The organism is Hymenobacter sp. YC55 (genome assembly GCF_029433095.1).
Lineage (GTDB): Bacteria > Bacteroidota > Bacteroidia > Cytophagales > Hymenobacteraceae > Hymenobacter.
On record NZ_JARNTX010000013.1, the window covers coordinates 65561 to 86960 of the forward strand.

Genomic DNA, 21400 nt, shown 5'->3' on the forward strand with positions numbered 1-21400 from the left:
GACTTATAACTCCAGGGTTAAACGGCAAGTATAATAGTCCGCTTCGTCGGTTACCGTCAAGGTATGCTGCGCAGGATACAGCAGGGCTAGGCGCTGCTGCGTGTTGCGGAGGCCGATGCCGCTCCGGGTTTCTTTTAGCCCGTGGCGCTTCTTGTTGCGGGCGTAGAAGGTGAGGTGGTTTTCGGTCACCAGCAACTCTAAGCGCAGCGGGTCCGCCGGGTCCGTTAAGTCGCCGTGTATAAAGCAATTCTCGACAAAGGTGATCAGCACCAGGGGCAGAATCAACAGAAACTGCCCACTGCCCACTACCTCGAACTGCACGTGGAGTTGGTCGTGATAGCGCAGCTGCTGCAACGCAATATAGTTGTGCAGGTGCTCGACTTCGTGCTGCAGCAAAACCTTGCCTTGGTGGTCGTCGTGCAGCGCGTAGCGCATGGTATCGGCCAACAGCATAATCCCTCTGGCCGCCGACTCGGAATGCGGGTAGACCTGCGCATAAATGAAATTCAGGCAGTTAAACAGAAAGTGCGGGTTGATCTGGCTTTTCAGAAAGGACAGGTTGGCTTCCAGGAGACTTTTCTCGGTTGCTTGCAGCTGCTGATCGTGGCGGCGCTTCTGCTTTTCCAGCGTCAGCGCCTGTCGGGCAAACCAATAGCCGGTACTGACCCCTAGAAAGAAGGTCCCCCGATACCCGGCCAGCAGCCAAAACCGCTCATACGGCAACGGCGAAGGCTGGGCCAAGTTGAGCGCGGGCAACACGTGCAGCTGCAGCTCGGTGCGTACGAGCGCGTAGACGGCGAGCAGCCCCAGGCTGACCAGAACGCAGCTTAAGTAGCGACCCGGACGGTACAACCGGGGCAGCACCAGCAGGCTGTGCCCGTAAAACAAGACCGCATTGAGTAGATACGCCCCCACCACGGGCACCAGTTCGAACGCATTGAGGTCCGTAATGACCATCACCGACTGCTCGTAGACGGCGAAGCCAAGCCACGTGAGGACGTGCTGGAGCAGGCGCGGCGGGCGGATCGAGGCGTTTCGCATCCCACGAAGGTACGGGAGTGGGAGAAGTAGTGATGCCCGGCGTAGCGGTCAGTTCGCCTTGGGGGCAGGTACGTCAAATACCGGGGTTCATCCCGCGCAACAGCCCGTTGGTGTAACACATTGTAAAGGCGAATCCGAAGTCGTTACGTTTGCTTTGTCGGCAAGCAACTTGGCTTCGAGGCACAGGTGAATTCCGAGTGGCTGCCCACTGAAAACACGCGGGTACCACTTATTTACCGCCCCAAGCGACTGGTAGCGGCTTTTAGTCCAGCGGCCAGAGAAAAGATTCGCCCAGCTATTTAACCCTCTATTTACTGCCGCTTTCTTACGGCACCTTCTTCCGCCCCTTATGCTGCCTTTCGCTTTTCTGCGGGTGCTCCCGCTTTTCTTATTGACCCTGCTGGCCACTGGGTGCGACCACCAAGCCCCCGAAGACGTTCCCCAGCCTACCCCGCCCCCAACGCTACCCCATGCGGTCAAACACCACCCGGTCACCGTCCGCTATCAGGTGCGCTCCCTGGGCGACTCGTCCCAGCTGCCGGCCCGCTCGCCGGAGTTGGAGGTGTATTATGAGCGGGTCGCTCCTCAACCAACCGGCGCCATTCACTTATTGGGGCCGAGTGCCCAGTTGCACGACCAAAACCTAACCACCCAGCCCCGAGAGGTCGCCCTGCCCCCCATCAGCACCTATGCCGGTGAGGTGCACCCACTCATCACGGTGACGATTGCGGCCGAGCAAGCATCCGCGGCCGGGTATGAGGTGAGCTGTGAGTTGATAGTCGATCAGCAGGTGGCCACTCGCACTACCTTTCGGGCCGAGGCTGGCCAGACCACCCCCTGGTTCGTTACCCGTCAAGTGGCAGTTGCTCATTAACCCAGGCCGGTTCCGGCTGGGGCGGCGCTGCTTCCCCCGGGTTGTGCCCTGCTGGTGGCCGCCTCCAGCAGAAACTCGACCCCAATCGTGCCATCTGGCATCGTATCTTTTACCTTTCCTTGTATGCTGCGCTCCTCCTGCCGCCTAACGACTACCTTGACCCTACTTGTTGCCGTTACCTCAACGGGGTGGGCGCAGACCCGGCCGCTAGTCGATACGCTTCAGCCGGCAATTCGCCCCCAGTTGAATACGTTGCCACTCGTTCGTCAGCCAGGGGGCCCTGCAAATACAAGCTTGGCTTCCCCTTTCGTGCGGGAAAGGCCCTCGCGACTGACGGGTGGCCTTTCGCTGGGCTGGGGAGCCCCCTACGCCGTTGGCGCGGAACTGGCGTATCGCTGGCGGCCGGCGGTGGATAGCAATGTGGGGGTGGGCGTGGGCGCGAGCGGGGCCAAGATCGGGGCAGGGGTGCGGGGCTACCTGCCGAGCCGCACCCGCAACCAAGTATTCGTGGGCACGAACGTGGTGTATTCGTATGCCGATACGGAGGTAGAGTTGGAGGTGAACGGGATCAAAGGGCGCTACCGAATGCACTCGAGCATGCTCTGGCACCTGCGCGCGGGCTTGCACCACCAGTTCCGCCGCCATGCCTTGCAAGTGGCGCTAGGGTACGGTACCGTACTAGTGCCCCGCCCGGTAATCGAGTTGGTGCCCGGCTACGGGCCAGGATCGGCTACGATGCGAAAAATAGTAGAGATTGTGGGCCCAGGTGGGCCAGAGGTTTCCCTGACTTTTCTTGTCGGGCTGGGGCGCAGTAAAGTCGTGCTTTCTAGCCAGCCACCTCTGGACTGACTGTGAGGAGAGGCTGGCAGATGGCCGCGCTGGCTGAACTGGTCTTGTCCATCTGGTTAACGAGTCTAAACCGGGACGAAACGACCGCTTGCCTTATCCTCGAATCAATTAATATTCATATCAAATAAATAGCACGCTCACTTCGGCCCTACTGCTGGGTAGTATATCCTACTTATTTCGACTGCCAAACATGTTGCCTGTCAATTCCCCTCGATAAGGGGCCCTTATCAGGCGTAGAAAGAATGCCGACCACTCCAGTGGTGCGGAAACAGCGCAGTCTTTTACCCTCTTACAGGCGGCGGAACTCGAAAGACAGGCGAGTCAACCCGTCCTGCTCCTGCGCTCCTCATCGCGCATGCCTCGTCCTCACCTAGTCGTGGCATAAATGCGCTGTTGGCTCCGGTGGTGCTTCGGTCAATTGGCTGGAAACCGCCTTTTTGTCTGACCTCTTGCGGCTCCGAAGCTTTTGGGCGCAGTAACCGGAGCAAAAAAGGAGTATCCCCGGTCGCTATCCGGATAAAAAAGGGAGTATCCTCGAAAATTTCCGGCCTAAAAGCTCCTGTTTTCCCCTTGCTAAAGCGAACGAAATACTGGAAGCCAATTACTTATCGCATTTTCACCGAAGGTGTAGCCCCCTCAAAGCCGCCCTCCTACAACCTTTCGCTCCTTGACCTGCTCCTTGTGCTGTCTGCTTCTCGCAGCAGGCCCTTTCCCGGGCCCGCAGGAGAAATCTCGGCTTTCCGCCTCCCTCACGACCGACACCGACGTGCCTTTCGGTTCTTAGTCCCTAACTCTCCCCTCTGCTTCCCTTCCATGCCGCTCTTGCTCCGCCCTAGCTGCCTATTCGCCTTGCTCTTCTTTTGCGTCAGTTGTAAGTCGTTCGACCCGGGCCTATTAAACCCGACCGCGGTCACCCTTAGCCCGAAACTGCCGGCCCTGGAGAACCACGTGCGCGATGAACTGGACGAGGTCACGGTGGTGATCGGGCCCGGTGGAAGTGTGGTAGCCACTAGTTCCCGCGATGTGGCTACCTTGTTTGAACGCGAGACGAGGGAAGCCCTCACGGCGCCCTACGGCGATAAAAAAGGCTTCCTGGAACTCAAGGTCACGCCCCTCACGACCCGTGGTTCGGCTTGGTTTCTGGTGTCCGGGCTGACGCTGTTCATTCCCAACGCCGTGGGCATGCCCCTCGCGGCGTGGAAAACCACGGTTTCCACCCAGCTCGATGTGCTCGATAGCCAGCGGCGACTCGTGGCCACCTATCGGGCCGAGGGCGAAGCCAAGGCCGTGTGGGGTCTGTTTAGCGCCACCAACTATGCCGAACCGGGCCGGGTCGTGTACCTGCAGGCGGTGCGGCAGTGCCTCGAGCAGATCAAAACGAAAATGCAACCGGATCTAGCGCGTTTGCAGAGCCAATTACAGTAGCGTAGGGCCCGCTTACGCGCTTCCATCGGTGCTATCGCCTTGATCGAAGGTCGCTACACCCGGTAGGGCTTCCTTGCTATTCCCTTACTGCCCTTTCCGGGCCAAGAAGGTCCGGTAGCGGAAAGCAACACACGCTGCTTTTGGCCTGTTGAGAACACCCCGGATATATTCTTGCTTCCTTCTTCTTCGGATGAATGGTAGGGCCTAGCGCGTTTTGTCGAACGCCTGAAGGAAGGGAAAGAGTTGTATCTAAGTCGCCTTCGGTAGTAAGCATATCGGTCCGCGCGGGCACGCGGTAGGGTTGGTTGTTCGGCGAGGGGATCTTGACGAGCACATAGCGCGCGAACTGGTCTTTAACCATGTAAGCCTGGGAGGCACGGACCATCGCATCTTGCTGTTGAGTGGGCCGGAGGACGGCCATCGTTCGCGGAACATCCAACTCCTGGGGAGTGGCGGGAAAATGAACCGCGAGTTGCGTATCCACCTGGAACAGATTCCAAGTGAGGTCAGGTCCGAAAGCGCAACAAAAAACGAAGAGCAGGCCGAGAAGCTGAGTAGGGCGTTGCATGCCTCAAGATAAAAACAAGGGCGAATACGCTGCTCTACGCCGCAGCTACGTCTTCCTAACCCCTGTAAACCGAACGGGCCTCGGTAACCGTCGCAACGACCGCTTGGACGGTTGTTTAACGCACAATTGTAAGGTGCCAATTGGCTCGTAATATCTACTCGAGCACCATGACAGGGCCTTGTCACCCCTTATTTTGGCAGCCGTGGTGTTCTAGCGCTGACCGCGTAGCCAAGCAGCAGTTCCACCCGGTAGCTAGATTTCATACACGTCCCTTTTCACAAGGCGCCACGTGCCCCTGTGTACGAGCGTAAACTGGCCGACAACGCCTTCAATGGGAAAGCCAAGACGCACCTGCGCGCTATCCCGGGTTAGGTGCACGAGTTGGATGGTCAGAACCGGCTTTCGCTTTTCGTCCTGCTCCTCATCATAGACCAGCGGAGCGCTCTGGTTGAAGGTTAACACCACTGACCGCAATGCGCGCAACGTCTGCTTATTGTAAGTGGGAGAGGGAGTGAACCGGAAATACATCCGGTCTTTTCTATTCGTATAGAAAGCAGTAAACCCGGTCAGCTCCTCACAATTAATCACTTCATTGACTACTGCCTGAACAGTTTCTCGAGGAAGGGCAGGGGTCGCCTGATACCCGTTCAAGAAGAGAAAAAGGGCTAGAATACGAGTCATTGCGGGGGCCTGTACAATCTATTTGGCCAGCTAAAACTACAACATAAGCCAAAAGACTTCTTATAGAGCCCACGTACCTGCTCGCACTGGTTATGATACGCAGACTATAAATCGGGCGTCGCTTCACGGCCTACCACCCGCTGGCCCACCAGAAGAAAAACAACCCGAATAAGAAGGGAAGGCAGACCAACAGACCGAAACCCCATCGGTACCACGGCCCCACTTGTCTAACTACCAGCAGGTAAGCGCCCAGGGAGAGGAGCGGAGAAAGAAGCGATACCACAACAAAGAGGTCGTTGTACGGGCGGATAAACCCCAAAGAGCTAGCAAGGGGGTCTGGAGAACATATAAAACAAAACTCCACGACACAGCAAAGTGCGCAACCTGATATAGTTAATAAAGCGAATGCTTTACCCATCCGATTAAGAGCCTTTAAAGTACACAGCTTATGGAAATGGTCCGCACTCGGAGTGATTTAGCAAATTACCAGCGAAGGTTTGCATAATGTAACTCAACCGTAACATCTGATATGCCACTGTTCTTAAAATGATAAATGAGTAGAAAACCTACTTAGCGTCTTCTAGCAGCGTTGGAGCGGGTCTAATTTGTTTATAGGTCCCGATGGACTGCTATAAGTTTGTTGCGGTAGAAGTCAATGAATACCACTTCGGGATCGTAAAATACGTTCTCGTGAAACTCGAGCGTATCGCCTTGCGGCGTCACTTTACAGCGCCGGCGTAGGTCATCCATAACCTTACCTGGTACATAGCGGTGGAGCAGCGAGTCCAAGCTCTCCACAGGAGGACAGTTGCCTGTTTTAACGAGCACCCATTCCTGGGCAAACCGGGTGAAAGCACAAGAGTGTAGGGCGTTTACCTGTGATTGCGAAATTAGAGAAGAGAGCGTGAGGCGCGTACTATCGCCGCGACGCAGCGCATCGAGGTAATAGATACCTCCCTCCGAAGCCGGATTACGCTGGCTGTACGCGCGGATCTCAGCGAGGACGCGCGGGTGCTCCAGCACAGCAGACGCATCGAGTCGAGTCGATGGAGTGGGTTTTTCTGGACTACAGCAACTCAATGTAGCAAGTCCTATCAGGAGCGTATAAGCCTTAAACATACAGTAGTCGACGATGCACGAGCAGAGCCATGAAATTAGCTGAGGTATTCTCACTAAAGTTCTAGCTACAAGGATCTGAACCTAAACAATCAAAACCGTTATTATTCCGAGATCAGTCCGATAGCAATTATTGCATCATAGAATGAAACTCAGGAAGCAACAGACCTTTTGAGACTTACCATTTGTTCTTAAAATCCTATTTGCTCACGCTAATAATAACCCTTAGCTTTGAATTTGTGAAATGTACCTCTTCCGCGCATTTCGAAAACAAGTACTATTAGACAATGAGCGCCTCGGTACCTGTTACCGAGGTGCAGCTAGTCGGTGAATGAAGGGGCGTGCTTATAGGTGCTCCACTAGCTTAGAACCCTGGCATTCGCCCACTTAACGCAATACTCTCCCACTATCCCTCTTGTGAAAAAAACGGTTACCCCTTTTCTCTGCACCGCCGCCCTGTTGCTGGCGGCAGCCCCGGTCCACGCCCAGGCCACCTTCCGGATCGGCCCCCAAGCGGGCCTCAACCAGTCGTTTGGCAATTTCAACTACCCCGGGGACGACTATAAGAAAGTGACCAACGCCTCGCGCAGCGGAGCCGAGGCAGGCCTGGTGGCCCAGGTTGGCTTAGGGACCCACTGGGCCCTGCAGCCGGCCGTGCTGTACGCCCAGAAGGGCTTTGCCTTCGAGGAAGATGCCTACGATGCGCCCTACGATTATACCTATCACGGGGAGTATCGCTTCCGCTTCAACTACCTGACGGTGCCCCTCAACTTCGTCCACCACTCGCAGGCCGGGGGTCAGGGCTTGCAGGTGTTCGCCGGCCCCTACGTGGGGTTCCTGCTCGGGGGCCGCTACAGCTCTTCCCAAAGCGGCCGGTACGGGCGGGGCGGCGCTACCCGTGGCGGATCCACGGCGGGGGACGTGAAGGCCGGCGATACCTATGACAACCGCCCCAACCGCCCCTACGTCTCGCAGGGGGTAGACGTGGGCCTGCAAGCGGGCCTGGGCTATGGCTTTGCCCGAGGCCTGCAAGTGCAGCTCGGCTACAGTCAGGGCCTGCGCAACCTCGGCGCCAAGTACGCGCCCGGTCTGACGAGCGACGCCCCACCCACCTACCGCACCCATGCCTTCCAGTTGTCGTTGGCCTGTTTATTCGGCCCCAAGAGCTAAAGGCTACCGTTCCTCGCCTCCAACAGCGCTATCAGCGGGGCGGATACGAGAAAGGCAGGAGACGGAAAACTGGTCGGCTAAGCAATGTGGCGGAGGATCCTGACAACAGAGGGCGCTGCGGGCCGCCAAAAATGCTTTACTTAGGGCGCCCTACCGCTCTGCCCGAAGCAGTTGCTCCCGAGGCCATCGCGACCCTCGCCGGAGGGTCGCCCCAAAGCAGGTGGCCTCGTGAGCCCGCGCGCCCGGTAGCTTCCTCATTTCTGTACGTTGGCCATGGATTTCTTCGACCTGATCACGATTGCCGAACAAGACCTGGATTTGCTCAACCCCGCGACCCCGGAAAAAGTCCTCGCCGTGGGCGCGCTCTTGGCCCTGCCCCCCGGCGCCCGCGTGCTCGACCTGGGCTGTGGGCATGGGCACCTGCTGCGCAGCTGGGCCCACGCCTTTGGCAGCCGCGGCGTGGGCGTCGACATCCGCCCCCAAGCCTGACGACGAAGCCACCGCGTTTTGCTACGGCACGGCCACCCACTACCTGCCCCAAGCCACGGGGGGGAACCTGTGGACGGTGGTGGGCACGTACCGGTTTCACCTCGTGCGCTCAGGCGCGGACTGGCAGGTGGATCAGCTGACGTTCCGCCTCATAATACCAAGACGGCAATTTAGAATTGCCCCATCGGGCCAGCGAGCGGGTGCGCCAGCACGCCCCGTAATCGGCAGGGGGAAGCGAACAGACGGGAAAGGAACGGGGCCGGTCTGGGAAGTCACTGCCCTACTAGGTTTTGTACTGTTTCTTAAACGGTAGTCGAGTAGACACTACGAGCCAATTGGCGCCTTATAGTACGGCGTTTCTAAAATGACAATTAACATAGTACATATTTAATACAAATCTTGGCAACGCTTAGCAGTGAGCCGTTTATCAACTATTCAGGTTGGGATACCTCAAACACTACAGGACAACCGTTCCTAGTTTTCCATACATTCCATCGTAGGCTTGATCAAGTGAAGGTTTGCTCTTCATTCAACTAGGCTTCTTGCTTATCTCTAGCCTAACTCTTCTCTTTCTATCGTCAACTAATGAAGGCATTGCTCAAAGCGCTATCCCTTGCCGTTGCTCTTCATTTCTGCTGCTCTCCTGTCTCTCACGCGCAAGGAGATAGTACTTCGCGAAGTGGAATGCTTTCTAAACTTGAGGTTGCGTGTTGGGGCACGAAACGAACTATTCACGTCCCTCGGGGCCATGCCGCACCCCAGTATAGCTGGTATGAAGAAGGCTATTATCTGACGCTCAGGTATCCCGACAACAGCTATATTTTCCTGCTATACGGGGGCAATGCGGTGCTCATTCTTCCCAAAAAACGAAAGAAGAACCGCTACTACCGCCGCGAAAGTATAGCCGGGTGCTGCCCACTCATCTACGCGGAGGTTACGGCGGAACAACTACCGGTTTTCGAGCAAGCGTTTAATGCCTTTACTAGTAAAAAATAAGCAACCTCAGCCTTCCCTTCAGGACACTGCTTCGTTGCTCCAGGTACTATAAAGCCTCGTGGTTGATACGGCTGATTGCCTAACATAGATGAGCGTTATTCGAGCCATAACGCCTTACAGTCTACCGTTCAAGAAACGTTACGGCTGTTGATCGCTGCTTATTTCTCCTTCTGAAATGAGCCTATGCTTAGCTTTGGGCAACCCTGTTCTCAAATCACTTAGCAGCCGATTAGTAGCAAACCGATGCTTAAACTCTATAAACGCACAGACACCTCCTTTTACTATTGGGAAACCTGGGAGGAAAGCAAAAAGACGGCGGTCATTCATTGGGGAGTAGTCGGAGAGCACGGCCAAGACAAGGAGGTGAAGTCTAAAACGCCTTCTGGCTTTCGAGAGCAGATCCAGCAGGAGATCAACCAGTTACTCGAGGACGGCTACGAACCGGTAGAACGCGACAAGCACTACCTCTTGCTCATTGAATTTGTCGTGGAGGGCATGGGGACTGCGGAAGACCTAGCCAAGAGAGCACGCTTACAAGCGCGCCTGGATGAGACCTTAGGCTGGACGGGCTTAGGCCATTGTGATGGGGGCAGTATAGGCAGTGGCAGCATGGATGTCTGCTGCTTCGTAGTCGACTTCGCCGTAGCCAAACAGGTGATCGAAGATGACCTGCGCGAAACCGAGTTTGCGACTTACTCTCGGATCTATCAGGAAGAGTAACTGGCCTAGGTCGCTTTCAGGGATTTGCTATTTTACTGAGCATAGGTGAGCGCAAAAAGTACAGAACTACCTGCATCTCAATAGCACAGGAAAGGCTCGGATTAGCACTAGGCTAGTCCGAGAACAAATCTTATCCTATAAAATGTCAATTGAGGATTAAGATACAGTTGTGAGTTAAGGCAAGACTTTTAGAAACTTAGGGCCGGGGAGGATGCCCTTACCGAGGAGCATTCTCCTGATTGACGCTGTAGATGCTGGAACGAGACTTTCTCTTTTTCTTTGTTACGCCGCTCGGACTGTATGTGCTGGCGAGCCTGGTGTTGTGCTATCATCTCCATCGACGCACTTCTCGGACGATTGGGCAAGCACTTCTACTAGGGCTCCTGTTACTCGTCGGCTTCGGAATGTTAGTGGGCATTCTTGGGATTTTCTTCCTTGCTTTTCACCCCATGGATCCACACGGAACGTAGCCTTTTTGCCGGTCTCCGTGAGCAGCGTACAGCAGAGCCGTCATGAAAGGACCTCTTGATTTATAAGACCTTGCAGTCCACCGTTCTTAAAATAACAAATGGCTCATAACGTACACTCAAGCATTGTTCAACTAATGTGACGCGCTAATTCATACGTTGTAGAAGGAAGTTAGCAACTTATAAAGTGGCTTGCACTTCATTCATACCACATTTCATTGAATGAGGTTAGTACTTTCATATTTCTACCTGTGCCTGATGGAAATAGAAATTGAATTTTTAGTCGCCGTCCTGCGCCAATCGCCCCAAGGCTCGTTGTGGCGCCTTTCGAAAGACTCGTGGGAGGAACTGCCGCGCGTGCTTGAGCCGGACTTACTTCATAGCCACGAAGCTTATTGTTGGCATGTGTGCATCACGTCTGCTAATCGCGAGCGACTCTTGGCCATGACGGAGGTACATGAGCTACCAGAGAAAGTGGTGCATATGTCCATCACCACAGCTCAAGGACACACTTTCTTTCGAGGCCTAGACCACTTGGATACCATCATCTGTGATATCGGCTTCCAAGATCTAAGACGGGTATGCAGTAATTTCCCTAGCCTAGAGCTAAGCATCGTTAAGATGGAAGGTTCCTTATGACCCTCTCTCTTCACATGCGCTTCACAGACACTTTTTTGAACCCTGCTCCTGTCAAAGTACCACGATAGTCGTAGCGACCAAGCGGCTATCAAATACCACTTTTTCAAGAGTGCGCTTATAACAAGCATTATATAAATCAAATTTTCCAGGAATATGTATGCGATTAAGCGGCGCTGTATCTTGAAAATAATAAAAAAATGGCTTACTACTTTTACTAAGGGTATTCTACTATGTCGTATCTAGTTACGACCGAGTCCTGATCAAGTTGAAATAAGAGGCTTTTAGATGCTATGGGATCTATATTGCTTCCATATTCTTCTTCCAGCAGATAGGTAATGTGGATCTCGCCCGAGGTAATCTCCTTTCCCTGCGGCTCCCCTAAAAGGGCTTCTAACTGGGTAGACGACAAGCCGATCAGCTGATGGTGCTGGAATAAATCAGGTAACAGGCTGCTACGGTTCACATAGACCATATCATCCTTTTCTGCCTATTTGGTTGGCGTGAAAGGGGGATTGGATGAACAGCTACTAACAACAGAAAGCAGCGCTAAGAGAGCTAGAATTCTCACGTGTAGGAAGTGTCCGAAAAGTAAATGCTAAGTCAACCAAGCGGCCTAATTTCGATGGCTAGCTTATTGCACACGATGCAGCACAATAGCAGGCTCGCTCTACTCATCTAACTGTTCGTGGAGCAGATAATGGAACGCGGCCGCTCCGCTATGTACGGGAGCAACTGCGGGAATAGAACCCGCGCGCGTTGCGCTTATTTCGGCCACTTGTAGGCGTTAGCCCAGGCATACAACGCATCTACCTCAGCGCTATGCTCTTTCAGCCAGTCACGCGCATACGCCTGCTCGGAATCTTGCATATGAATAACATAGGAAAAAGCTTTGGTATGGCCTTTCTTCTGCATTTCCGAGAAAAACGGCGCATAGTGCGTCCAGGCTAAACCGGTGGCTCCTTTTGAGGGAAGGAGTTGCTGGCAGAACAGGTCAAACCGGAAATTGTAGACCTCCACGGGATTGCTGGCCAGTTCGGGGGGTAGTTCATTCACCACCCCTAGCAGCGTGAGCATCATTTCCTTGGAGGCGAAATTGTCGGCTCCTTGCTTGCTTCCTTTCTTGGGTTTTTTAGCGGCTTCCACTTGCTCAGTGGAGATGGAAAGGACCGTAGCACCCCCTTCTTTCTGCTCAATACCCTGTTGCATGAGCGTATGCAGCCGGGCCAGGTTTTCAGCGGAGCGTTTGCTGTTGGGCTCGAGCAACAAAAATTGGGACAGCGCCAGAATGGCCGGAATACGATTACCCTGATCCAGCATGCTTAGGCCCCAACTTAGATTGGAGCTGGCATGGCCCGGGTTGGCCTGCACGGCTTGCTGAAAGCTGCGCTGCGCTTCCTGCGTCTTGTGCAGGCTGTGTTGCGTAACACCCAGGTTATAGAGCAACAGAAAGTAGTTAGGATAGTGCTCCAGGCCCTGCTTGTACACCTGCTCGGCCTCTTCACTCCGTTGCAGCGCGTCGAGGCTGTTGGCGTACGTAGCGTACAAATTAGGGCCCGACTTACCAGGCAAGGCCAAGGCTTCCCGGCATTGACTTACGGCTTCCTCGTACTTGCCAAGCTGATGGAGCGTCATGGCCAGTTCGGCTTTGGCAACCACGTTATTTGGCTGCAACGCCAGTGCCTGCTGATATCGAAACACAGCGGCTTCATAACGACCCGTATCGTACAGTTTTACGCCTTCGGCAATCAGCTCTGTGGCCGAGTTTTTATCAGGGGTAGTTTGCGCTAAGGTTCCGAGAGGCAGGCTCAAGAGGGCGGCCAATGCTACCCGGGAGGCAATACTTCGCATAAGGTGAACAATATAAATTAACAGAGCATTATAGCAGACGACAACTAGCTACTTACAGACCGCAAAGAATGGTGATTTAAGAATAGTAAAATTTCCGGATACCTAAAGTTCGCGTACATTCTTTTACAGAATCAACCACACCACATTCACTGGCTGTTGACAGACAATCAGGTACATTATACCCTAAGTCTGCCTGTTCGCATACGGCTACCGCGCATAATTTTTATTGCCAATAAACAAGAAAAAAGATGGCACTCAGATAAGTCCAAAGCAAGGAAAAGATGAGGTGAATAGCCGTTTCGAATCGTTTTCCTCGCCATAGTTCTGTGGAATAACCAAAGAATTGCACCAGCAACCTGACCAGCCAAAACAGCCCTAAACCGAAGGCGATTTTGCGGCCCAGAGGAGTGCCTATTAACTCCGCGGCGCACCCTAAGCACAGCAGCCCCATGAGCAGCACCATCAGAGCAATGAAGAGCGTATGCACATACACCATTTGCCGATTGATTAAGCTGAGCGGTTTTAATTCGCCTGCCCAATCGAAGTAGCGCGGGAAACCGGCGTGGAGCAACGCCAACAACACCAGCAAGCCCCCAATCAGCCTGAGTTGCCCTTCCATTTAGCGGAGAATAAAGACGGATAGAAACGGCGTTATTTTCTTTTCTTCCTCCACGCCCAACCCGGCGGCCCGAAACACGCCTTGCCACGTTGACCAAGAATAAAAGTGCAGGAACCCAATGGTGTAGGCGAAGAAATTAGCTGGGTCACGCAGATGCTCCACGACGATAATTCTGCCCTGTGGCCGCAAGCTGCGGCGTAGTTCTTTAAAGAAACTTACGCGCTGCGCCGGCTGGCGGATTTCGTGCGCGGCCAGCAGGACGAACACCAGATCGGCGCTGGCATCAGGGAGAGGTAACGCGTGGGTTTGCACGCCCTTAGTACCCGGATAAGGAGGATAGGCCGCCCGCGCTCGTTTGATGGAGACCTCTGTATGTTGAGTAGGATCATAGAAATCGAGCACAACCAGCTCCGCCTCCGCAAAGTGCTGCCGGAGCAGCTCGCTGGTTTCATCAAACCCGGCGTGAATATTGACCACGGTTTTCTGATCGTTCGAGTCACCCACATTCAGCCAGCCTAGACTATACAGATTGGACGTGTCGTACACATAATACGACACTAAAAGCGAGACCAGCGTGGGACTTGCCACTAGGAAGAGAAGGGCGTAGGTATAGAGGCGAAAAGCAGCCGGAGAGTAGGCTGCTAGTACTCCTAGTAGGAGTCCTACCCCCGTTGCCACCCCGTAGAAGTGCCAGTTGAAACGGATAATATTCCAGACTCCCTGCCCGGGCTTTCTCATGCTCGCCATGGTTCAGTTCGACCTTTCTTCCAGCGGTACGGAATGTCGGTCATGGTGAAGGCGCTGGCCAGCTGGACGTTGCTGACTCCTAGTTGCTCGACAAAGGGCACCTGCGCTTGGTTTACGCGCACGGGGTGGGGCTGCCACTCTTCCCGCACGCCTTCCACGATGCCGACCTGCCGCTTGTGGGAGTCGTACGAGAACGTAAACGGCAACGGCCCGGCAAACCGCCGGGCCTGCTGCCAGTCGGCAAACGGCGAGCCAGTGGGGAGTTCTGCTTCCCCAACCGGCAATACGTCAACTTGGATAGAGAGCCCGGCTTTCCTGGATTCGTATTGCAACCTATTTCCAAGGATTACGTGCTGGATATCGATAGTGCTATAGCGGTAGCCAGTAAATACATTGCCGAGCCACTGCATCTTCACCTTATCGGTTTCCGACTTGAGAATATACAGCCCCCGGAGCCGTTTGCCCGCCGTGGTCGTGTAGCGCACAAATATCCGGTAGCCAATTAAGAAGAAGTCGTTTCCCAGCCAAACCGGCAACCCTTGCGGCCGTAGGGCGGTCGTCTGCACCATGGCCACCGCCACAAAGCCCCAGCTATCGTTTAGGGTGTCAAGGGTCAGGCACTCCGGAATTAGCAGTTGCAACTCAGTTGCGGGCACGGCAAACGTAACCACCGTCGTGCGCGCCAAGTGCGCCTCGACGCTAAACGGGTGATGCGCCAACCAAGCCATGCTAGTTTGTGGGTTCAGTTTTGGGGAACAGTACGAAGCCGTAGTAATATACAAGTAGCGCGAACAAGCCGGCAAACAGGATATTAAATTGACGCCACAACAGCAGATCGGCGGCCAAACAGAATTCCAGCACGTTCATTACCAAGACCAAGGATATCTGGGTTATCGCGTTGAGCTTTATCCAGCGCCCGCTTAGCACCCAAATGGCCATGCCGATTTCAGCTAGGCCAATGAGACGAGTAAGCGGGGAGGCATAAGCCGGACCGAGTATGCGGGCCACGATAGCCTCGTGCCGGGGTACCAGAGACAGCACTTTGCACAGGAACCCGTTGGCGAGCCAAACGAGGGCCATACCATAGCGCAGCAATAACCGCAAGCTCTTTGTATGCATATTCTTACCTGCGTGCTTCAAGAATTACCGTTAATGGTCTGACTCCTGAGAGGTATAAGCCAGAAGAAAGGGGAAGCTACTGTTGATGAACGTGAAGGAGGAGCAGCTGCAACCAGCATAATCTAGGAATCGCCTGCTTATTCCCTGTCATATAAGTGCCTTTTATGATAAGCAAAACTCCTTTACTGTACCATTACTTGTCCTCTGCACGGTTGCCCCTGCGCATTAGTCGCACGCAGCAGATAGAGGCCTGGCGGCAGATCCTGCACTGATAAGGTCATGGTTGCCGTAGCCGTGGCCTCGCGTAGCAGGCGGCCCGTGGCATCGACTAGTTGGATTGTACTGCCGGCACGCAAGTGACGTAAGTGCACCTGGTTCGTTGCCGGGTTGGGATAGAAGCTAAGGGGGGACATCGCGTGACCAGGACGCGTCGCCGCGACCATCCCGCTGAGCCGGGCCACGAACCCGTCGTTGACATCCGCCACGGCCGGACCGCCATTAACTAAAGTCGTCGCGCCGAAGCGGCAATTCGGGCTAGCGAAACCGCCTGCTACGTAAATCGCACCCAGCGCGTCAGGAGCCGTTATGGCCAAGGCGATATCTTCGCCAGTACCGCCGGCCGCTTGCCCCCACCGCACGGCCCCCTGTCCGGTATAGCTTAGCAGATAAGCATCCAGGCTCCCTTGGTTCGGCAACAAGGTCCCAGCCACCCGCGTGCCGGTGCTGTAACTTCCCGCTTGATAGACGTTGCCTGCTCCATCCAGCGTTACGCCATAGCCGACTTCCGGGCCACTGCCGCCCAGTTGCCGCGCCCACAGGGCAGTGCCTTGGGCATCCACTTTAAGCAGGAAGGCATCACTAGCCGGGCCCGGAGCCGACAGGGTGAGCGACCCAAAGGTAGCCGTGCCCGCAAACTCGCCGCTTACGTACACCTGGCCCGTGGCATCGGCTGCCACGGCGTGGGCAACGTCATACTCGGTCGGGCTTCCCCCCTGGCGTACCCAGCGTAATGTGCCTTGGGCATCGTAGCTGGCCAGCCACGCATCGACGTTGTTGGGCGCCTGTAACGTCGTCCCGCTGAAGGTAACCCTGCCGCCAAAGCTACCGCAGGCATAGACGTAGCCGCCGGCGACGGCCAACCCGTCGCCGGTGAACTCCGTGAAGACCTTGAGCGTGCGGTGCGCTTGCTGGCGCACCCACTGAACAGTGCCTTGGCCATCGAGACGGGCCAAAATGGCCCCACCGATCGAATCGGGCAATGACACGCTGCCCAGGCGTACGCCATTGGTGAAGACCCCGGCCACATAGGCCCCGCCTGCTCCATCGGGCTGCAGGCCGTAGCTGGCCGTGAAGTTACCACTATCAGCCAACTGTCCCCACCGCACGGTGCCCTGCGCGTCGAGCTTGACCACAAAAAAGCCGGTGCCATTGGGTCGGGGCGTCAGCGTCACTCCCCCAAACGTGGCGGGCCCGTCCACAAGGCCGGCCACAAAGACGTTGCCCGCCCCATCTAGGCACACCTGATCGGCGCGGTCGAAGGCGGCCCCCCCAAAGTGGCGTATCCAGACGGGAGTGCCCGCCGGATCGTACTTAATGATGACCGCATCCGCCTCGCCGCGGCTGGTGAGCGAAACCCCGCCCACTAGCGCCGTCTGTTCGAAAGAACCCACGGCGTAGAGGTTGCCGGCGGCATCACTGGCCACGGCTTGGATTACTTCATTCCCCGGGCCGTGGAGACCCTGAGTCCATGTCCAAGTAGGGGCGGTGGTCTGGGCCACACTCCCGAGCGTGCCACTGAAGCCTAGCAGTAAGAGGAGGAGCTGGCGCCACAACGAAAGGATAAGTAAACGCATGAAAGCAGGGATAAAGTAAAATAGATTGGGATAGTGAGCGCAGTAGTCCCGTTGCTAGGCGTATCAGAAGCAGAACGCTAAGCAGCGCAGCAAAGCCGCCGCCGCTTACCAGTGAAAATCGACTGATTAGGCTCCTTCCAGCACGAGCGCTTGCTAGGCAACAGAGCCCAGCGATCTTGTTACTCCCCTTCAGCCGCCGCGCAGACAGGCTATAAATAGGGGATAGGTGGGTGAATAAATTACAGTAGTTGCGATACGCTTGAGCTTAGAGACGAATAAATACGTATAAGTCAACACCACTAAATAAATACAAAATAAGTCGATTGCTACTGCTTACCTCCTGGGTCGCTGATACAGCTTACAAAAAAATTAAAGTTTAAAGCAGTCACAAAGTTGAATTATAAACGGGTTTCTTACACTTGTCCCGCGCAATAGAAACCACTTGGCCACTAGGTATAGGGCTGATTCCTGCCATTCACCGAAAAAAGCTTTTTACTCTGTTGCACCCCTGGCACTAGCTTGCTGTTCTATCAGTGCTCTCTCACCCACATCATTCGTTGCCAACTAATGAAAAAACCCGCGCTGATTTTAGTAGCCCTACTCCTAGGGGTGGGGTGGGTGCTGTTTCGCAGTGAATATGATTTTACGACCCACGTTGTGCCGGGGTGCGCGCAACCGATAACCGTGATTCAGTACACAAAGCCGCTTTTGGGGGGCAGGTGAGTAGCCTTTGTCTTGGGCAAGTACACCAAGTCAAAGATACCGCAACAGGATTGCCTCAACTTTGCCAGGGAGAGCGGCTTTGATGCACTAGCATTCCAAGCGATTGTTGCCTGTGAAAACGGAACGGTGGTAATCTATCATGAGAGCCCACCCCTCTCGTCCCCATCCGTTCCAGGGATGAAGGCCCAACAGGTAGACCACGAAGCCTACCAGAAAAGTTGCTTCATAGAGGCCCTAGACCCTAAAGGGCGCACGGTGATCACACTCTATTAACTGTTCAATGAAGGGGGGATAAAAAAGTAACCCCCTTTTAGATACTGAAAGCTGCTTAGTAATCCTATAAGACAGGGCATCGTAACGTTTGTTAAACGGTTCTGCACAAGCGCTAAGGCACAATTGGCATTTTACGAAGGGTCGTGGCTGTGGCAGAACTCTGCGGCGCGCTTGATGAGAGGACAACTCAACTTTTCCCGTCTCACAACCCATTATCTAACCTATTCGGTCTAGCTTGCAAATGAATTTACACGCGCCAGTCAGGATGAAATCTTTCGACTATCAAGTGAGCACCAAGTGGCGCAATCAAGCTGTTAAGCTCCTGCTCGGCGGGAGTTTATTGGCAACTGGACCGGTTCAAGCGCAGGCGCCAGCTTGGGTGTTGGCCACTAGTGGCGCTTCCGGCAATGCCTCACTCGGCAATGGCGGCATCGTCGCGGCCACGGCCGTCGACGCGGCCGGCAACGTGTTCATCACGGGTAAGTTTGAGAACAGCATTCGGTTTGGCAGTACTATTTTGAACAGTGCGGGCGGCCAGGATATGTTCGTGGCCAAGTACGTGCCCGCCACCGATACCTGGGCCTGGGCCCAGCGCGGCGGCGGCACCCTGGGCGACGAGGGCAACGGGATTGCCGTGAGCGGTGGAAGCGTGTACGTAACGGGCTACATCACCAACAATTTGGTCAACACCAGAAACGTAACGTTGGGAGACCCAACGCCAGTGGCCCAGTACGGCGCGGTGAACGATACCCCCAGCCCCGACCTGCTGTTAGTCAAATACACGGACTTGGGGACCAGTGCCACGCTGGCTTGGAGCCAGGTGGCTGGGGGCGCGGGCGAAGACCAGGGCAAGGCGGTAGCCGTGAGCGGCAACCGCGTGTACGTGGCGGGCTACATTGCCAACAATCGAAGCAACGACAGCCGGGTGGTCTTTGGGGGTAGCGGCAGCAGCGCGGGCACAGCCAGTCAGTACGGGGCTAGTCCCTCCGGCGGGGCGGGGGGCTTCGACCTAGTGGTGGCCAAGTACACCGACCTCGGCAGCAGCGCCACCTTTGGGTGGAGCCAAGTAGGCGGGGGCGCGAACCGAGACGAGGCCAACGCCCTCGCCGTGCGCGGCACTACCGTGTATGTGGCGGGTTACATCGCTAATAACGTTGCCAACGCCAGTGGCGTGCGCTTTGGCGGCACCGGGGCCGTCGCCGGTACGGTAACGGTGCCCGGGGCCAGCCCCAGCACCAGCTCGGACTGGGTGGTAGCCAAGTACACCGATGACGGGGCCAACGCCACCTTGGGCTGGACCCAGGTGGGGGGCGGCACCACCAACGACGTGGCGCAGGCGCTGGCCGTGAGCGGCACCACTGTCTACGCCGCCGGGTATGTCACCAATAACGTCGCCAACGCCAACGCGGTGGGGTTTGGCAGCCCGGGTGCGACGCCCGTGCCCGTGCCGGGTTCCAGTCCCCTTGTTAGCGCCGATCTACTGCTGGTTAAATACACGGATAATGGCATGAGCGCTGCGCTGGATTGGACGCAAGTGGGGGGCGGTACCAACAACGACGCGGGCCAGGCGCTGGCCGTGAGCGGCAACCGCGTGTACGTGGCGGGCTATCTCGTCAACAACGCCGCTAACGCCACCGCCACCTTCTTTGGCGGCACTACCGCCCTGCCCGGCACCGTGTCCGTGCCGGGTGCCAGCACCACCCTCAGCGCGGACATCGTCGTGGCGGGTTACCTCGACAACGGTTCTGCCGCGGTTCTTGATTGGGCTAAGGTGGGCGGAGGGGCCGGGCCGGACTACGGCTATGGCCTGGCCGCCAGCGGCAACCGCCTCTACGTGGTTGGCTTCGCCACGCCGCCCGCTACGTTCGGCAACTACACCTTGGCCCCGGGCCCGGGGGGCTACACTAATTTTTTGGGTGCCCTCGACTTGTCCGCCGTGCTGTCCAGTACGCCGGCTACGGTAGCCCCTGCCGCGCACTTGTTTCCCAACCCTAGTGCGGGCTCCGCCACCTTTACCGGCGCCGCGCCCACGGCCCCCGTGCAAATACTCAACGCGCTGGGCCAGCTGGTGACCACGGTCGTAGCGGATACCAAGGGCACCGCTCAACTGCCAGATGGGCTGACACCGGGCGTGTACCTGGTGCGCAGCAGTACGCGCACCGTGCGCTTTATTGTGCAATAACGGTAAAGCATAGGGCAACGCACTGTGTTCAAGCAGGATCGAAGTAATGCCATTAGCATGGGTTCAAGTCTTGTTTGAGCATAGATAACCAATTCGCCTTGTTAACTGCTTTAAACAGTTAACAAGGTGGTGTGCGGTAGCGCAAACTTTCAGCCCGCGATTAAGCCAACCATGGGTATAAGCTTTCGGCTTATAGGGAGTCAGTAGTTGGTAGAGAGAAAGGCTCCAAAAAGTGCCGTGGCTGTTGCAGAACTCCACACTGGGTTGCGAATGAGGTTTCTACTCGCGATGACAATCTCCCTAGACGAACAACATGCGGCTTTTCCTGCACTGTTTGCCGCTGACGCAGCCTGTTTCGAGTTGCCAAAGTAGCTCTGCAACAGCCACGACCGCTGGGGGAATGTCCATGATTTGGGCGGTGCTATCAAAAGTGTCTAGCGCACAGGCTAGTGAATGGAAACATGGCTACCCACGGCTATGAATTTCCTTTAGGTAAACATTGCCCTCATAGATAGGCACTTCTAGGTTTCTAATACGGGCCGTTAATTCCTGCGCAAATCCTTCTGCCTCCAGGAGAGAATAGAAGTAGAGATAAGGCAACTCTATTTCACTTCCAGAAAATAGCGTCTTCGTATCAAGGTTCAAAACCTGCCCTGTTGACCGACGGCAAATAAGTAGCTTATAAGGCTTCGCCATGGTTGTAAAATACCGTAATTCGAGGCTAGGGACGCGGAGCAAAATTAACACTTTACCAAGGTAGCGTCTATAGCAAACTTTATCCTATGTTATATATGCAGAGGAACAGGTCATAATACACCTTCTCTGATCCGGCTCAGCGGTTGGCCTTTTAGAAAAGTAATGTATGGGTTGGTCATTGTTAAGATGCGACCATCAACCTTTATTGCGAGTTGAGCTGACCCAATACCTCGATAATTAATTATACAGTTAAAGCTGGCTGCCTGAAGCACATCATGGCCAGGGATACAGGCCGCTTATCGACT

Annotated in this window: 18 protein-coding genes; 8 read left to right on the forward strand and 10 right to left on the reverse strand. The window is 55.4% G+C overall.

All coding sequences use genetic code 11. The features are described from left to right. Positions 1-3 precede the first annotated feature (3 nt). Positions 4-1041: a sensor histidine kinase gene (locus P1X16_RS31065; protein WP_277236667.1), complete on the reverse strand. Its 1038-nt coding sequence runs from the start codon at positions 1039-1041 to the stop codon at positions 4-6. A gap of 349 nt (positions 1042-1390) precedes the next feature. Here P1X16_RS31065 and P1X16_RS31070 point away from each other — a divergent pair, with 349 nt between their 5' ends. The 3 genes from P1X16_RS31070 (at position 1391) to P1X16_RS31080 (ending at position 4189) form a co-directional block, all read left to right on the forward strand. Next, entirely contained in the window at positions 1391-1915 is a 525-nt protein-coding gene (locus P1X16_RS31070; protein ID WP_277236668.1) for a hypothetical protein, read from the forward strand. 123 nt (positions 1916-2038) lie between these two features. After that, positions 2039-2764, forward strand: a complete 726-nt coding sequence (locus tag P1X16_RS31075) for a hypothetical protein (RefSeq protein ID WP_277236669.1) — start codon at positions 2039-2041, stop codon at positions 2762-2764. 813 nt (positions 2765-3577) lie between these two features. Next, positions 3578-4189: a hypothetical protein gene (locus P1X16_RS31080; protein WP_277236670.1), complete on the forward strand. Its 612-nt coding sequence runs from the start codon at positions 3578-3580 to the stop codon at positions 4187-4189. Positions 4190-4265: 76 nt separating this feature from the next. On the opposite strand, the gene P1X16_RS31085 is transcribed toward P1X16_RS31080, so the two are convergent. The 3 genes from P1X16_RS31085 to P1X16_RS31095 form a co-directional block, all read right to left on the reverse strand. Continuing rightward, positions 4266-4757 (reverse strand): hypothetical protein, encoded by a 492-nt coding sequence (locus P1X16_RS31085; protein ID WP_277236672.1) that lies wholly within the window; start codon positions 4755-4757, stop codon positions 4266-4268. A 252-nt stretch (positions 4758-5009) separates the two neighbouring features. Beyond that, entirely contained in the window at positions 5010-5438 is a 429-nt protein-coding gene (locus tag P1X16_RS31090) for a hypothetical protein (protein ID WP_277236674.1), read from the reverse strand. Between the two features lie 609 nt (positions 5439-6047). Continuing rightward, a complete protein-coding gene (locus tag P1X16_RS31095; protein ID WP_277236676.1) occupies positions 6048-6557 on the reverse strand; it encodes a hypothetical protein in 510 nt (169 codons plus the stop codon). A gap of 414 nt (positions 6558-6971) precedes the next feature. On the opposite strand from P1X16_RS31095, the gene P1X16_RS31100 reads away from it, so the two are divergent. The 4 genes from P1X16_RS31100 to P1X16_RS31115 all read left to right on the forward strand — a co-directional run bounded on the left by P1X16_RS31100 (position 6972) and on the right by P1X16_RS31115 (position 9929). After that, entirely contained in the window at positions 6972-7724 is a 753-nt protein-coding gene (locus tag P1X16_RS31100) for a porin family protein (RefSeq protein WP_277236678.1), read from the forward strand. Positions 7725-7997: 273 nt separating this feature from the next. Next, complete coding sequence (locus tag P1X16_RS31105; RefSeq protein ID WP_277236680.1) at positions 7998-8213, forward strand: methyltransferase domain-containing protein; 216 nt, start codon at positions 7998-8000, stop codon at positions 8211-8213. Positions 8214-8798: 585 nt separating this feature from the next. Further along, positions 8799-9209: a hypothetical protein gene (locus P1X16_RS31110; protein ID WP_277236681.1), complete on the forward strand. Its 411-nt coding sequence runs from the start codon at positions 8799-8801 to the stop codon at positions 9207-9209. 243 nt (positions 9210-9452) lie between these two features. Continuing rightward, complete coding sequence (locus tag P1X16_RS31115; RefSeq protein WP_277236682.1) at positions 9453-9929, forward strand: hypothetical protein; 477 nt, start codon at positions 9453-9455, stop codon at positions 9927-9929. Positions 9930-11797: 1868 nt separating this feature from the next. Here P1X16_RS31115 and P1X16_RS31120 read toward each other — a convergent pair. The 6 genes from P1X16_RS31120 to P1X16_RS31145 all read right to left on the reverse strand — a co-directional run bounded on the left by P1X16_RS31120 (position 11798) and on the right by P1X16_RS31145 (position 17221). Then, complete coding sequence (locus P1X16_RS31120) at positions 11798-12883, reverse strand: glycosyltransferase family 41 protein (protein ID WP_277236683.1); 1086 nt, start codon at positions 12881-12883, stop codon at positions 11798-11800. A gap of 223 nt (positions 12884-13106) precedes the next feature. After that, positions 13107-13502 (reverse strand): hypothetical protein, encoded by a 396-nt coding sequence (locus tag P1X16_RS31125; protein ID WP_277236684.1) that lies wholly within the window; start codon positions 13500-13502, stop codon positions 13107-13109. Continuing rightward, a complete protein-coding gene (locus P1X16_RS31130; RefSeq protein ID WP_277236685.1) occupies positions 13503-14240 on the reverse strand; it encodes a methyltransferase domain-containing protein in 738 nt (245 codons plus the stop codon). Continuing rightward, positions 14237-14977 carry a DUF2071 domain-containing protein gene (locus P1X16_RS31135; protein WP_277236686.1) on the reverse strand — a complete coding sequence of 247 codons (741 nt, stop codon included), beginning with the start codon at positions 14975-14977 and terminating at the stop codon, positions 14237-14239. Before P1X16_RS31135 ends, P1X16_RS31130 begins: the two co-directional genes overlap by 4 nt. 1 nt (position 14978) lies before the next feature. Further along, on the reverse strand, positions 14979-15329 hold the full coding sequence (locus P1X16_RS31140) for a DoxX-like family protein (RefSeq protein WP_277236688.1): 351 nt from the start codon (positions 15327-15329) through the stop codon (positions 14979-14981). 221 nt (positions 15330-15550) lie between these two features. After that, entirely contained in the window at positions 15551-17221 is a 1671-nt protein-coding gene (locus tag P1X16_RS31145; protein ID WP_277236690.1) for a T9SS type A sorting domain-containing protein, read from the reverse strand. Positions 17222-18482: 1261 nt separating this feature from the next. Here P1X16_RS31145 and P1X16_RS31150 point away from each other — a divergent pair. Further along, positions 18483-20399, forward strand: a complete 1917-nt coding sequence (locus tag P1X16_RS31150; RefSeq protein ID WP_277236691.1) for a T9SS type A sorting domain-containing protein — start codon at positions 18483-18485, stop codon at positions 20397-20399. Positions 20400-21400: the final 1001 nt, after the last annotated feature.

Excerpts from the sequence above, each read along its gene's own strand:
- P1X16_RS31135 (WP_277236686.1), bottom strand. The coding sequence starts at position 14,977 with ATGGCTTGGTTGGCGCATCACCCGTTTAGCGTCGAGGCGCACTTGGCG.
- P1X16_RS31065 (WP_277236667.1), bottom strand. The coding sequence starts at position 1,041 with ATGCGAAACGCCTCGATCCGCCCGCCGCGCCTGCTCCAGCACGTCCTC.
- P1X16_RS31115 (WP_277236682.1), top strand. The coding sequence starts at position 9,453 with ATGCTTAAACTCTATAAACGCACAGACACCTCCTTTTACTATTGGGAA.
- P1X16_RS31070 (WP_277236668.1), top strand. The coding sequence starts at position 1,391 with ATGCTGCCTTTCGCTTTTCTGCGGGTGCTCCCGCTTTTCTTATTGACC.
- P1X16_RS31105 (WP_277236680.1), top strand. The coding sequence starts at position 7,998 with ATGGATTTCTTCGACCTGATCACGATTGCCGAACAAGACCTGGATTTG.
- P1X16_RS31075 (WP_277236669.1), top strand. The coding sequence starts at position 2,039 with ATGCTGCGCTCCTCCTGCCGCCTAACGACTACCTTGACCCTACTTGTT.
- P1X16_RS31120 (WP_277236683.1), bottom strand. The coding sequence starts at position 12,883 with ATGCGAAGTATTGCCTCCCGGGTAGCATTGGCCGCCCTCTTGAGCCTG.
- P1X16_RS31140 (WP_277236688.1), bottom strand. The coding sequence starts at position 15,329 with ATGGCCCTCGTTTGGCTCGCCAACGGGTTCCTGTGCAAAGTGCTGTCT.
- P1X16_RS31125 (WP_277236684.1), bottom strand. The coding sequence starts at position 13,502 with ATGGAAGGGCAACTCAGGCTGATTGGGGGCTTGCTGGTGTTGTTGGCG.
- P1X16_RS31095 (WP_277236676.1), bottom strand. The coding sequence starts at position 6,557 with ATGTTTAAGGCTTATACGCTCCTGATAGGACTTGCTACATTGAGTTGC.
- P1X16_RS31145 (WP_277236690.1), bottom strand. The coding sequence starts at position 17,221 with ATGCGTTTACTTATCCTTTCGTTGTGGCGCCAGCTCCTCCTCTTACTG.
- P1X16_RS31150 (WP_277236691.1), top strand. The coding sequence starts at position 18,483 with ATGAAATCTTTCGACTATCAAGTGAGCACCAAGTGGCGCAATCAAGCT.
- P1X16_RS31130 (WP_277236685.1), bottom strand. The coding sequence starts at position 14,240 with ATGAGAAAGCCCGGGCAGGGAGTCTGGAATATTATCCGTTTCAACTGG.
- P1X16_RS31085 (WP_277236672.1), bottom strand. The coding sequence starts at position 4,757 with ATGCAACGCCCTACTCAGCTTCTCGGCCTGCTCTTCGTTTTTTGTTGC.
- P1X16_RS31080 (WP_277236670.1), top strand. The coding sequence starts at position 3,578 with ATGCCGCTCTTGCTCCGCCCTAGCTGCCTATTCGCCTTGCTCTTCTTT.
- P1X16_RS31090 (WP_277236674.1), bottom strand. The coding sequence starts at position 5,438 with ATGACTCGTATTCTAGCCCTTTTTCTCTTCTTGAACGGGTATCAGGCG.
- P1X16_RS31110 (WP_277236681.1), top strand. The coding sequence starts at position 8,799 with ATGAAGGCATTGCTCAAAGCGCTATCCCTTGCCGTTGCTCTTCATTTC.